General features: G+C 65.5%; 12 protein-coding genes. 8 read left to right on the top strand and 4 right to left on the bottom strand.

The window, feature by feature from the left end; all coding sequences use genetic code 11:
* The coding region (locus tag DBR23_RS24950; RefSeq protein ID WP_108499915.1) for a serine hydrolase at positions 1–1,163 on the top strand (1,163 nt) is incomplete at its 5' end.
* A gap of 24 nt (positions 1,164–1,187) precedes the next feature.
* On the opposite strand, the gene DBR23_RS24945 is transcribed toward DBR23_RS24950, so the two are convergent.
* On the bottom strand, positions 1,188–2,123 hold the full coding sequence (locus DBR23_RS24945) for an N-formylglutamate amidohydrolase (RefSeq protein WP_056056618.1): 936 nt from the start codon (positions 2,121–2,123) through the stop codon (positions 1,188–1,190).
* A 164-nt stretch (positions 2,124–2,287) separates the two neighbouring features.
* Positions 2,288–3,253, bottom strand: coding sequence for a tripartite tricarboxylate transporter substrate binding protein BugE (locus tag DBR23_RS24940; protein ID WP_056057580.1), 966 nt, complete (start codon positions 3,251–3,253; stop codon positions 2,288–2,290).
* 107 nt (positions 3,254–3,360) lie between these two features.
* On the opposite strand from DBR23_RS24940, the gene DBR23_RS24935 reads away from it, so the two are divergent.
* The gene (locus DBR23_RS24935) at positions 3,361–4,308 is read left to right on the top strand and encodes a LysR substrate-binding domain-containing protein (protein WP_056742806.1); all 948 of its coding nucleotides are present in this window, start codon (positions 3,361–3,363) and stop codon (positions 4,306–4,308) included.
* On the opposite strand, the gene DBR23_RS24930 is transcribed toward DBR23_RS24935, so the two are convergent.
* Positions 4,281–4,802, bottom strand: a complete 522-nt coding sequence (locus DBR23_RS24930) for a MarR family winged helix-turn-helix transcriptional regulator (protein WP_108499913.1) — start codon at positions 4,800–4,802, stop codon at positions 4,281–4,283. The genes DBR23_RS24935 and DBR23_RS24930 overlap by 28 nt on opposite strands.
* A 140-nt stretch (positions 4,803–4,942) precedes the next feature.
* On the opposite strand from DBR23_RS24930, the gene recA reads away from it, so the two are divergent.
* Both recA and recX read left to right on the top strand, forming a co-directional pair.
* Positions 4,943–6,019 carry a recombinase RecA gene (gene recA / locus DBR23_RS24925; RefSeq protein ID WP_056057577.1) on the top strand — a complete coding sequence of 359 codons (1,077 nt, stop codon included), beginning with the start codon at positions 4,943–4,945 and terminating at the stop codon, positions 6,017–6,019.
* Positions 6,020–6,104: 85 nt separating this feature from the next.
* Positions 6,105–6,563, top strand: coding sequence for a recombination regulator RecX (gene recX / locus DBR23_RS24920; protein ID WP_108499912.1), 459 nt, complete (start codon positions 6,105–6,107; stop codon positions 6,561–6,563).
* Between the two features lie 55 nt (positions 6,564–6,618).
* Here recX and argC read toward each other — a convergent pair whose 3' ends face one another.
* Positions 6,619–7,551 (bottom strand): N-acetyl-gamma-glutamyl-phosphate reductase, encoded by a 933-nt coding sequence (argC, locus tag DBR23_RS24915; protein WP_108499914.1) that lies wholly within the window; start codon positions 7,549–7,551, stop codon positions 6,619–6,621.
* 203 nt (positions 7,552–7,754) lie between these two features.
* On the opposite strand from argC, the gene sucC reads away from it, so the two are divergent.
* The 4 genes from sucC to DBR23_RS24895 form a co-directional block, all read left to right on the top strand.
* The gene (gene sucC, locus DBR23_RS24910) at positions 7,755–8,915 is read left to right on the top strand and encodes an ADP-forming succinate--CoA ligase subunit beta (RefSeq protein ID WP_099731765.1); all 1,161 of its coding nucleotides are present in this window, start codon (positions 7,755–7,757) and stop codon (positions 8,913–8,915) included.
* Between the two features lie 15 nt (positions 8,916–8,930).
* Positions 8,931–9,827, top strand: a complete 897-nt coding sequence (sucD, locus tag DBR23_RS24905) for a succinate--CoA ligase subunit alpha (RefSeq protein WP_056056609.1) — start codon at positions 8,931–8,933, stop codon at positions 9,825–9,827.
* A gap of 144 nt (positions 9,828–9,971) precedes the next feature.
* Positions 9,972–10,658 (top strand): TerC family protein, encoded by a 687-nt coding sequence (locus tag DBR23_RS24900; RefSeq protein ID WP_056056608.1) that lies wholly within the window; start codon positions 9,972–9,974, stop codon positions 10,656–10,658.
* A gap of 235 nt (positions 10,659–10,893) precedes the next feature.
* Positions 10,894–11,948: CHASE2 domain-containing protein (locus DBR23_RS24895; protein ID WP_146191442.1), on the top strand; the 1,055-nt coding region annotated here is incomplete at its 3' end.

Genomic DNA, 11,948 nt, shown 5'->3' with positions numbered 1-11,948 from the left:
TCCCGGGGGCCGTCGTCGTCGCCACCGCCGCAGGCCTGTCCACGCTAGGCGGCGTGCTCACCGCCTGCGGCGGTGGCGACGACGACGGCCCCCGGGAAGCCCACAAGCGGGTGCAGACCCTGGCCCAAGGGCTGGTGAAGCAGGGCGTGGTGGGTGCCGCAGCCGGGTGGGCGGACCCGCGCCAGGTCCGCACAGCCGTCGCGGGGCTGCGCCGCCTGGGTGGCAATGCGCCCCTGGCCACCGGCGACCTGATGGCCATCGGCTCCAACACCAAGGCCATGACGGCCTGCGCGGCCGCGAGTGTGGTTGACCAGGGCCTGCTGCGCTGGGACAGCACGCTGGCCCAGACGCTGCCCGAGCTGGCGCAGAGCGCCCTGCCCGCCTACCAGCAGATCACGCTGCGCGACCTGCTGGACCATCGCGCCGGGGTGATGGGTTTTTCAGCCATTGAAGACGTGGACCTGTTCGTGAATGCAGTGGGCCCTGAGGTGCTGGCGCGCTGGCAGCAACCTGCGGAGGCAGAGGCGTTCTTCCTGCAGTGGCTGCTGCGCCAGCCGCCCGTTCGCGGGACGGGCGCGGACCCTGGCTTTGCCTACTCCAATGCAGGCTATGCGCTGGCGGCCCGCATGCTGCGCGCGGCCACGGGCTTGGGGTGGGCGGATCTGCTGCGCCAGCGCGTGGCCCAGCCACTGGGCCTTTCGCTCTTTGTGGGAGAGCCGATGCGTGCGGGCAGCCAGCAGCCCGCCGGGCATGAAATCCTGGACGGGCGGCTGCAGCCCCTGCCCCTGGCCGAGGCGCCGGAACGTGTGTGGCTGGAGGTCCTGGACCCGGCAGGCGCCGTGAGCCTGACGGTGGAGGAGGACGCGCGGTGGCTGCAGTGGCATCTGCGGGCATTGCGCGGCGACGCCACCCCCTTGCCGCGCAGCTACGTGAAGGGTCTTCAGGACCTGGGGCACGCCCCCGCAGGCCGCTATGGCCTGGGTTGGCTGGTGCATGCGGCGCACGGCACGGGCTGGCTGCTGCACAACGGCCAGGACGCGGGCTTTCAGGCCATGTCGGTGGTCGCACTCGATGGTTCGCGCGCGGGCCTGGCCCACAGCAACATCGCCACGGCAGAGAGCATGGGCCTGCTCTACGAAGGGGTCTCCACGCTGGTGGCCTGAGCCCGCCGGGCCTGCGTCGGGTGCTCAGCGCGGATCGTGTGCCAGCAGCCTCTGCACCAGGGTCTTGAGGTCCGCCTGCAGCCGCGCCATGCCCTCGGGCATCTGGGCGAGCGTCTGCTCGTCCATGTAGAGCTTGCGGTTGATCTCGACCTGGATGCTGTGGCGGTGCTGCGCGGGGTTGCCGTAGCGGCGCACCAGCTCCACGCCCTTGTAGGGGTGGTTGTATTCGACGCTGTAGCCGCATGCGCGCAGGTGCTCGCAGATCAGTGCCGACAACGCCGGGCTGGCGGTGGTGCCATCGCGGTCGCCCACCACAAAGTCGGCATGTTCCAGCCCCGGAAACTCGGTGGCAAAGCGCCCGGCCACGGCGGGCATGGAGTGGCAGTTGAGGTGGATGCTGTAGCCGTGGCGCGCATGGGCGGCGTCAATGGCCTGGGCCACGGCGGCGTGGTACGGGCGCCAGCAGCGGTCGATGCGCGCACGCACCTCGGCCACGGTGAGCTGGCGCTGGTAGATGGGTTCGCCCTGGTCGGTGAACTTCCAGATCAGCCCCTTGCCCAGGCGCACCTTGCTGAGCACCTTGGGGTCGGTGGAGATGGGGTCGGGCCAGTCGCCATCGAGCAGGCTGGTGTCCAGCTCGGTCGTATCGCGGTTGGCGTCCAGGTAGATGCGGGGGAAGTGGGCCTCGACCCAGGCCACGCCGAGCGCGGGGGCAAAGGCGTAGATCTTTTCGACGTGCGTGTCTTCGGCCCGGCGCAGCGTGGCGAGGTCTAGGGCGGAACCAAAGTCGTCGGGGTACCGGGTGCCGCTGTGGGGGGAGTCGAGCACCAGCGGTGTGCTGCCGGGCACCGCAGTGACGGTGGCGGTGCTGGAGGGTTGTGTGGCAAGCCCCGGCGAGCCGGTGACGCCGGGCTGGGCCTGCTGGAAGCGGTGGTGGATCAGTTTCAAGGCTGCATGCATAGGCAGAGTGTGCGCAAAGGAGGGCGGCTGGCCTAGCCGCCCAGACCGGGATGTGACTATGGTTATCCCTGAGGCCTTGAGCAGGCCCGGGAAGCAGACTTGCCTGCGTTGTCTCACCATCCCAGCTGTGGCCGTCCCCGGGCCCAGGGCCCGGGGAAATCAGGTCAGTCGAGCACCACCTTGGCGTAGGCCGCCACGCGCTTCATCTTGTCGATCTCGCTGGCGATCTGGGCCGTGAATTCCTTGGGTGTGGTGCCCGAGGGGTAGAGGCCCTGTCCCGCCAGGCGTTCGCGCACGGCGGGCTCCTTCAGGGCCTGGGCGACGGCTTGCTGGATGCGCTCTGCCGCCGCCGGGGGCGTGCCCGCAGGGGCCACCAGGCCAAACCATGAAGGCTCGTTGGCCTGCTTGTAGCCCAGTTCTGCGTAGGTGGGCACATCGGGCAACACATCCAGCCGCTCGGGCCACGACACCGCCAGCGCCTTGAGCTTGCCCGATTTGACGTGCGGGAGCGACGAAGCCACCTGGTCAAAGTACACCGCCACCTGGCCCGCCAGCACGTCGTTGATGGCCGGGCCTGCACCACGGTAGGGGATGTGCACCATGGAGGTGCCGGTGCTGCTCTTGAACAGCTCGCCCCACATGTGGCCGATGGTGCCGTTGCCGGGGGTGGCGTAGGACACCTTGCCGGGGTTGGCCTTGAGGTACTTCACCAGCTCCGCAAAGTCCTTGACGGGCACCACGGCCGGGTTGATCACGATGACGCCCGGGGCCTTGACGATCTCGGTCACGCCGATGAAGTCCTTGGTCGGGTGGTAGGGCAGCTTGGTGTACACGGCGGGGTTCACGCCATGGGTGGACAGCGTGGCAACGCCCAGGGTGAGGCCGTCTGCGGGCGCGCGGGCGACTTCGGCCATGCCGATGGAGCCGCCTGCGCCGCCCCGGTTTTCCAGCACCACGGGCTGCTTGAGGATGCGCGCCAGCGACTCTTGCAGGCTGCGGGCCGTGATGTCCGTGGCGCCCCCGGGCGGGAACGGAACGATGATGCGCAGGGGCTTGCCCTCTTGTGCCAAAGACATTCCGGGAGCGAAAGATACGGCGGCCAGCGCTGAGAGCAGGTGACGGCGTTGCATGGGCATTTCTCCTATGGGTTGCATTGAGGTTAAAGGATTCAATGCGCTCTACCAAGCAATGGATATGCCTGATAACATTCCCATTTGGAATGATTTGATTACTTACTATGTCATCCCTTCGCCGCCTCTCGCCACCCGTTCACCTGCTGCGGGCGTTTTCCACGGTGACGCGGTTCGGCGGGGTGTCCCGCGCGGCCGAGGCCCTGCACCTCACCCAAAGCGCGGTCAGCAAACAGGTCAAGGAACTGGAGACCTGGGTGGGCGTGCCGCTGTTCGAACGCAGCCGCAAGCGCCTGGCGCTCACCCCCGCCGGCGAGCGCTACGAAAAGGCGGTGCGTGGCGTGCTGGCGCAGCTGGAGGCCGCCACGCTGGAGTTGATCACCAGCGATGACGGTGGGGGGGCGCTGCACCTGTCCAGCCTGCCCACGTTTGCGGCCAAATGGCTCATCCCACGCCTGCCGCAGTTCCAGCAGCAGCACCCGCAAATCACGCTGCACTTTGTGCCCTATGTGCACAGCTACGACTTCACCCGCCCCGAACTGGACTGCGCCATCCTGTTCGGCGACGGCCACTGGCCCGGCGCGCACGCCCACCACATCACGGGCAACGAGGTGGCGCTGATCGCTCCCCGCACCAAGGTGGCCGACTGGCCCATCCGCACACCGCGCGATGTGGCCCGCTACACGCTGCTGCGCCACGTGACCGTGCCCGAGGCGTGGTTGCGCTGGAGCGAGACGCACGGGGTGGAGGGCCTCATCGACCCGCTGGCCGGGCCGCAGTTCGACCAGTTCCAGACCATGATCCGCGCCGTGATGGCGGGCATGGGCCTGGCGCTGGTGCCGCGCTGCCTGGTGCAGGATGAAATCACGGCAGGCCTGGTGCGCGAGCCCCTGCCCGACGCCGACCTGCGCGGCGGTTACCGGAGTGATGTGGGCTACTGGTTCTGCTACCCCGAAGGCCGCACGCAGCTGCACGCGCTGCAGTGCTTCAGGGAATGGCTGCTGGCGTGCGCCGAGCCGATGGGGGCTCAGGCACCCGTATCGCCGCCCGCATAGGCCTCCAGCCCAATGGCCACCACGGTGGCCACGTCATGTCCCACCTCGGCGCGGAACTCCGCCTCGGCCTGCGCCACGGCATCCCGGAACGCTTGCAGCCACGCCAGGCCGGTGGGCGTGAAGTACACGCGGCGCGCCCGCGCATCCAGCGGGTCGGCCTCGCGCGTGACCAGCCCCCAGGCCTCGCACTGGTCCACCAGGTTGGCCATGGCCTGCTTGGTCATGCCCGCGCGCTGGGCCAGGTCGGTCAGCCGGTCGCCCTTCAAGGCCAGGTGCCGGGTGATGTGCACGTGCGCAGCCGTCACCTGGTCGCGTGCCGCCAGGTTGGACAGCGCCAGCGGCACCTCCACATTGCGCGCCATGAGCTGCAGCACCCGCGCGTCGAAGCGGCGCAGGGCGCTGCCCATCAGGCGGCCCAGGTGGGTCTGGCGCCAGCGGTCGTCAGGCACCGGGGCGGGCGTGGCAAGGGGGGCGGCTGGAGAAAAATCGGGCATCCGATATTGTCAGGCAAACTGACTAAAAATCGCTTTATCTGGATTTCATTGCTCGCATAAACTACTGTTTAAGCATCCAGTCTGTGATTAATCGCAGAGCAATGCAAGCATCCAACCTGTTGTTTTTCAAGGAGTTTCTCATGGACGTCGCAGTCAAAGGCACCAACCCCGCATTGCCCGTGAACACGGAAAAGGCCAAGGCTCTGGCCGCCGCGCTCGCCCAGATCGAGAAGCAATTCGGCAAGGGCACGATCATGCGCCTCGGTGAAGGCGAGGTGATCGAGGACATCCAGGTCGTCTCCACCGGCTCGCTGGGCCTCGATATCGCGCTGGGCGTGGGCGGCCTGCCCCGTGGCCGTGTGGTCGAAATCTATGGCCCGGAATCGTCGGGCAAGACCACGCTCACACTGCAGGTGATTGCCGAAATGCAAAAGCAAGGCGGCACCTGCGCGTTTGTCGACGCAGAGCACGCCCTGGATGTGCAGTACGCCCAGAAGCTGGGTGTGCAGCTGTCCGATCTGCTGATCAGCCAGCCCGACACCGGCGAGCAGGCGCTGGAAATCGTGGACAGCCTGGTGCGCTCCGGCGCCGTGGACCTGATCGTGGTGGACTCGGTGGCTGCGCTCACGCCCAAGGCCGAAATCGAAGGCGAGATGGGCGACGCCCTGCCCGGCCTGCAAGCCCGCCTGATGAGCCAGGCGCTGCGCAAGCTCACCGCCACGATCAAGAAGACCAACTGCATGGTCATCTTCATCAACCAGATCCGTATGAAGATCGGCGTGATGTTCGGCTCGCCCGAAACGACGACCGGCGGCAATGCGCTCAAGTTCTACGCGTCGGTGCGCCTCGACATCCGTCGCACCGGCACGATCAAGAAGGGCGACGAAGCCATCGGCAACGAGACCAAGGTCAAGGTGGTCAAGAACAAGGTGAGCCCGCCCTTCAAGACGGCCGAGTTCGACATCCTGTTCGGCGAGGGCATCAGCCGCGAGGGCGAGATCATCGACATGGGCGTGACGGCCAAGATCGTGGAAAAGAGCGGTGCCTGGTACGCCTACAACGGCGAAAAGATCGGCCAAGGCCGTGACAACGCCCGCGAGTTTTTGCGCGAAAACCCCGACCTGGCCCGCGAGATCGAGAACAAGGTGCGCGAAGGCCTGGGCATTGCGCTGCTGCCTGGCGCACTGCAGGCCCCAGCAGCGGCTGCGGACGAGTGATTTTCGGTTCTTTGAAGCCAAATAGCCTGCAGGCGCACATTTCATATGCGCCCGCAGCTATCAAAACTATAGCTTTGGATCGGTCATGGGATTCACTGCGCTCTCGCTCAAGGGCCGTGCGCTGCGGCTGCTGAGCCAGCGGGAGCATTCGCGCGCCGAGCTGCAACGCAAGCTCGCGCCGCATGTGCAGGAGGGCGAAGACCTGGGGGCTGTGCTGGACGACCTGCAGGCCAAGGACTTCATCAGCGAGGCCAGGGTGGTGGAGTCGGTGTTGCACCGGCGCGCAGGGCGTCTGGGTGCATCGCGCATCCGGCAGGAGCTGCAGTCCAAGGGGCTGGGGGCAGAGGCTGTGCAGCAAGCAGTGGCCCAGCTGCAGGGCAGCGAACTGGAGCGTGCCCGCGAGGTGTGGCGCCGCAAGTTTGGCGAGCCCGCCGCAGATCCGCAAACCCGAGCCAAGCACATGCGGTTTTTGCTGGTGCGGGGGTTCTCAGGCGATGTGGCGCGGCGCGCGGTGCTGGGCGCCGATGCGCCTGACGAGGGCTGACCGCAATGCCAACAGGCGGGGCGTCGGCCCCGCTTCCTGATGCGCTCGGAGGTGTTTACACGCCCAGCATCAATTGCAGGTTCTGCACTGCAGCGCCACTGGCGCCCTTGCCCAGGTTGTCCAGGCGCGCGATGACCACGGCCTGCCGGTGCTGCTCGTTGGCAAACACGCGCAACTCCAGCTTGTTGGTGTCGGTCAGCGTGTCGGCGGCCAGCTTCAAATCGTCGGTGGGGGGCAGCACGCTGACCCATTGTTCTGGCGTGTTGGTGCGGCTGTAGTGGCTGGCCAGCACGTCGTGCAGGTCGCTGGCCTTGGGGGCTCCTGGCAGCAGGTCCAGGTGCAGCGGCAACTGCACCAGCATGCCCTGGCGGAAGTTGCCCACCGCAGGGATGAACACCGGGCGGCGTGTGAGCCCGGTGTAGCGCAAGATTTCGGGGATGTGCTTGTGCGACAGGCCCAGCGCATAGGCCTCATACGGCGCTGCGGTGCCCGCCTCGTAGGCTTCGATCATGGTGCGGCCGCCGCCGGAGTAGCCCGAGACCGAAGGCAGGCTCAAAGGGTAGTCCGCCGGGATCAGGCCTGCATCGACCAGCGGGCGCAGCATGGCAATCGCGCCCGTGGCGTAGCAGCCGGGATTGGAGACGCGGGTGGCGTCGCGCACCGCTTGTGTCTGTGCTGCCGCGAGTTCCGGAAACCCGTACACCCAACCATTGGCAGTGCGGTGCGCCGTGCTGGCATCGATCACCTTGACCTTGCGGCCCGAGCTGCGCTCGATCTCGTCCACCATCGCCACGGTGTCGCGCGCAGCGTCGTCGTGCAGGCACAGCACCACCAGATCCACCCCCGCGATCAGGTCGCGCTTGGCGGCCGGGTCCTTGCGCAGCTCAGGCGCGATGCTGACCAGTTCGATCTGCGGCATGGCCTGCAGGCGCTCGCGGATCTGCAGGCCCGTGGTACCGGCTTCGCCATCAATAAAGACTTTGGACATGGGGTGCTCCTGCAAAAAGATGGCAGTGTCTGCCGGATAGAAGTGGGGGCGGGAAGGCCGCCAGGCCCACCCAGGGTGTAAGTCAGGCACAAGGATGGTGCGTTGCAGCATGATACAGTCGCGGGTTGCCATGTCCCAAGCCCGCGGCCAGACATCTGTTCATGGTAAACGGGTAACTACCACCCTTCCCTGAGAGAGACCTCATGAAGATTCACGAATACCAAGGCAAGGAAATCTTGCGCAATTTTGGTGTGCCCGTTCCGCGTGGCATTCCCGCATTCACGGTGCAAGAAGCCGTGGAAGCAGCCCAGAAGCTCGGCGGCCCCGTGTGGGTGGTCAAGGCCCAGATCCACGCCGGTGGCCGTGGCAAGGGCGGCGGCGTGAAGGTTGCCAAGACCATCGACGACGTGAAAGCACGCGCCAGCGAAATCCTGGGCATGCAGCTGGTCACCCACCAGACCGGCGCTGAGGGCCAGAAGGTCCGCCGCCTGTACATCGAAGACGGCGCTGACATCAAGAACGAACTGTACGTCTCGCTGGTCACCGACCGCGCCACGCAGAAGGTCGCCCTGATCGCTTCGAGCGAAGGTGGCATGGACATCGAGGAAGTGGCCCACTCCACACCGGAGAAGATCGTCACCGAGATGATCGACCCACTGACCGGCATCACCGAAGCGCAGAGCCGCAAGGTGGCAGCCGCCATCGGCCTGACCGGCGCTTCCATCGACCAAGCCGTAGACATCTTCGCCAAGATCTACAAGTGCTACATGGACACCGACGCGTCGCTGGTGGAAATCAACCCACTGAACTGCGACTCCAAGGGCAACCTGATGGCCCTGGACGCGAAGTTCAACTTTGACGCCAACGCGCTGTTCCGCCACCCCGAAATCGTGGCCTTCCGTGACCTGGACGAAGAGGATCCAGCCGAAGTGGAAGCCTCCAAGTTCGACCTGGCCTACATCAGCCTCGACGGCAACATCGGCTGCCTGGTGAACGGCGCCGGCCTGGCCATGGCCACCATGGACACCATCAAGCTGTTCGGCGGCGAGCCGGCCAACTTCCTGGACGTGGGAGGCGGTGCCACCCCCGAGAAGGTGACTGAAGCCTTCAAGATCATGCTGAAGAACCCCAAGGTCGAAGGCATTCTGGTCAACATCTTCGGCGGCATCATGAAGTGCGACACCATCGCCACCGGCGTGATCACCGCTTGCAAGGCCGTGAACCTGAACGTGCCGCTGGTCGTGCGCATGAAGGGCACGAACGAAGAGCTCGGCAAGAAGATGCTGGCCGAGTCTGGCCTGCCCATCATTGCCGCAGACACCATGGCCGAAGCTGCGACCAAGATCGTTGCTGCCGTCAAGTAAGCCCGGAGAACACACATGTCGATCTACATCAACAAAGACACCAAGGTCATCACCCAGGGCATCACGGGCAAGACTGGCCAGTTCCACACCGAAAAGTGCCAGGAATACGCGAACGGCAAGAACTGCTTCGTGGCGGGCGTGAACCCCAAGAAGGCGGGCGAGTCGATCTTCAACATCCCGATCTACGCCTCCGTCAAGGAAGCCGCCCAGCAGACCGGTGCCACCGTGTCGGTGATCTATGTGCCGCCCGCAGGCGCTGCGGACGCGATCTGGGAAGCTGTCGAAGCCGACCTGGACATGGCCATCTGCATCACCGAAGGCATTCCGGTCAAGGATATGTTGATGGTGCGCAACAAGATGAAGGCCAAGGAAGCCGCTGGCGGCAAGAAGACGCTGCTGCTGGGCCCCAACTGCCCTGGCCTGATCACGCCTGACGAAATCAAGATCGGCATCATGCCCGGTCACATCCACCGTAAGGGCCGTATCGGTGTGGTGTCCCGCTCGGGCACGCTGACGTACGAAGCCGTGGCCATGTTGACCGAAGTCGGTCTGGGTCAATCGAGCGCCGTGGGCATTGGTGGCGACCCCATCAACGGCCTCAAGCACATCGACGTGATGAAGGCTTTCAACGACGATCCAGACACCGACGCCGTGATCATGATTGGCGAAATCGGCGGTCCGGACGAAGCCGAAGCCGCCCAGTGGTGCAAGGCCAACATGAAGAAGCCTATCGTGGGCTTCATCGCTGGCGTGACCGCCCCTCCCGGCAAGCGCATGGGCCACGCTGGCGCGCTGATCTCTGGCGGCGCCGACACGGCCGATGCCAAGCTGGCCATCATGGAAGAGTCGGGTTTCATCATCACCCGCAACCCTTCGGAACTGGGCAAGCTGCTCAAGGCCCAGCTGAAGTAAGCGGGCTGTCGCCGTCCCGCCCGTAAGCACAATTACGGACGCGGGGCGCGGCACAGACCGCTAGACTGGCGGCTCCTACAAAAAGAGAAGCGCTCGGAACCCCGGTTCCGGGCGCTTCTTGCATTCATAACAGTGGAGTCAGTCATGGAGTTTCTGCAAAGCGCCGATTTTTGGATCGGCCTGGTGAAGATCGTCTGGATCAACATCATCTTGTCGGGTGACAACGCGGTGGTCATTGCGCTGGCAGCCCGGTCCCTTCCCCCCCATCAGCAAAAGAAAGCCGTGTTCTGGGGCTCCGGCGCCGCCGTGGTCTTGCGGATTTTGCTAACCGTTGTGGCTGCCAAGCTGCTGGAGCTGTCGTTTCTGCAGATCGTGGGCGGTTGTCTGCTGCTGTGGATCGGCTTTCAGCTGCTCAGCGACGATGAGGAGGACGAGGGCGAGTCCAAAACCTATGGCAGCCTGATGGCCGCCGTCCGCACCATCCTCATCGCCGACTTGGTGATGAGCCTGGACAACGTGATCGCTGTGGCGGCTGCGGCCCAGGGCAACGTGGTGCTGCTGGTGTTGGGCTTGGCCATCAGTATCCCGCTGGTGATTTTCGGCAGCACCCTCATGATCAAGCTCATGGAGCGTTTCCCTGTCATCGTGGTGCTCGGCGCCGCGCTGATCGGCTGGGTGGGTGGAGAAACCATCGCCAGCGATGCCATCTTGCATGACTACGCAGTGGCGCACCCAGCGTTGCATTATGTAGCGGCCGCACTGGGCGCCGCGCTGGTGGTGGGCGTGGGCAAGTTCTGGCGCAAGGGATCCAACAGCGCATCCGCGACCTGAGGGTTGCAACCCGGGGGCTCGCACGGAGGTGCCACCCCTCTTTGAGGCCAGCGAGTGACAAAAATGGCATGGCGCTGGCGTCCCCTCCTGGGGTTGCGTGACAAGAACGGCACGCAACTCCACCCTCGCTGCCCATTCGCTCCAAATCTCCTCTTATCAACGTCCTAAGGCCCTTGGACTGCATGGGCGCAGTTATTGCTTTAAACCCACTCAATACTGAGTGGAATAACAGCAAGTGGGACGAAAAACCTCGGCGCGGCGGATGGATGGATGGCGTACCGATGGCTTTTGGGGCGGATTGGTGGCACTGGCCGTAGCGGGCCTGTGTGCGGTCACGGGCGCATCGTTGTCACTCGAACACAAGCTCTACGACGCCGCCATCCGCACCTCGTCCCCCGCCCCGTTGGCCGACGTGGTGATTGTGGGCATCGACGATGCCAGCTTGGCCACTCTGGGGCCATGGCCCTGGTCGCGTGACATCCACGCGCGCCTGGTCGATCGCCTATCAGCGGCTGGCGCCCAAACCGTTGTTTACACCCCCCCGCTCACACAGCCCCAGAACGACAGGGGCCTGGGTTACGTGAGGAAAATCCGCGAAACCCTTGCCGCTGCGCCTGAGGGAACCGCACTGACGGCCGAGCTCGGCCGTGTGGTGGGTGAGGCAGAAGCTGTACTCGACGGCGATGCGCGTCTGGCAGCCTCCATACAGCGGGCGGGCAACGTGCTCCTAGCTTCGTATTATGAAATTGGCGGGGCTGCTGCGCCCCTGCCATCGTACGTGCGTCGCAGCACGCTGCCCGACCCGGGTGCTGCTGGAACGCCGATGCAGTCGGCGCAGCACCCCATCCCGTCGTTGGGCGCGGTGGCGGCTGGGGTGGGGCACTTGTATGCAGAGGCTGACCTGGATGGGCGTGTACGCCAGGTTCCACTGCTTCTTCGCTACGACCGCGTTGGGGTGCCGTCTCTGGCTTTGCTGGCGGCGCAACACAGCCTGCATCTGGGGTTGGGTGATATCCGCGTGGTGGATGCGCCTGCGGGGCTGCGGCTCGGAGGGCTGAACGTTGCCACCAATGCAGGCGCCGTGCTGCGTCCCCGCTGGCAAGTGGCTGGCGATGGAGCGGGCACCTTCCCTATTCTGTCGGCTGCCAGCGTGCTCGATGGAACCGTCGCCGGTAGCCTGCAGGGCAAGATCGTGTTGGTGGGCGAAATGGCGGAGAAGCTGGGCGCCCCAGCGGCGCAGCTGGGGGAGCATGCTGCCTATCCGGTGGAGGTGTTGGCGCAAACCTTGTC

This window comes from Acidovorax sp. HMWF018 (genome assembly GCF_003061035.1).
In the GTDB taxonomy this organism is placed as follows: domain Bacteria; phylum Pseudomonadota; class Gammaproteobacteria; order Burkholderiales; family Burkholderiaceae_C; genus Acidovorax; species Acidovorax delafieldii.
Note: the sequence above shows the minus strand (reverse complement) of the source record. Positions and strands in the feature narration are given on the sequence as shown.

What these genes read in the sequence shown, in the direction of transcription:
- DBR23_RS24945 (WP_056056618.1), bottom strand. Translation starts at nt 2,123, where the DNA reads ATGCATGCAGCCTTGAAACTGATCCACCACCGCTTCCAGCAGGCCCAG.
- DBR23_RS24940 (WP_056057580.1), bottom strand. Translation starts at nt 3,253, where the DNA reads ATGCAACGCCGTCACCTGCTCTCAGCGCTGGCCGCCGTATCTTTCGCT.
- DBR23_RS24935 (WP_056742806.1), top strand. Translation starts at nt 3,361, where the DNA reads ATGTCATCCCTTCGCCGCCTCTCGCCACCCGTTCACCTGCTGCGGGCG.
- DBR23_RS24930 (WP_108499913.1), bottom strand. Translation starts at nt 4,802, where the DNA reads ATGCCCGATTTTTCTCCAGCCGCCCCCCTTGCCACGCCCGCCCCGGTG.
- recA (WP_056057577.1), top strand. Translation starts at nt 4,943, where the DNA reads ATGGACGTCGCAGTCAAAGGCACCAACCCCGCATTGCCCGTGAACACG.
- recX (WP_108499912.1), top strand. Translation starts at nt 6,105, where the DNA reads ATGGGATTCACTGCGCTCTCGCTCAAGGGCCGTGCGCTGCGGCTGCTG.
- argC (WP_108499914.1), bottom strand. Translation starts at nt 7,551, where the DNA reads ATGTCCAAAGTCTTTATTGATGGCGAAGCCGGTACCACGGGCCTGCAG.
- sucC (WP_099731765.1), top strand. Translation starts at nt 7,755, where the DNA reads ATGAAGATTCACGAATACCAAGGCAAGGAAATCTTGCGCAATTTTGGT.
- sucD (WP_056056609.1), top strand. Translation starts at nt 8,931, where the DNA reads ATGTCGATCTACATCAACAAAGACACCAAGGTCATCACCCAGGGCATC.
- DBR23_RS24900 (WP_056056608.1), top strand. Translation starts at nt 9,972, where the DNA reads ATGGAGTTTCTGCAAAGCGCCGATTTTTGGATCGGCCTGGTGAAGATC.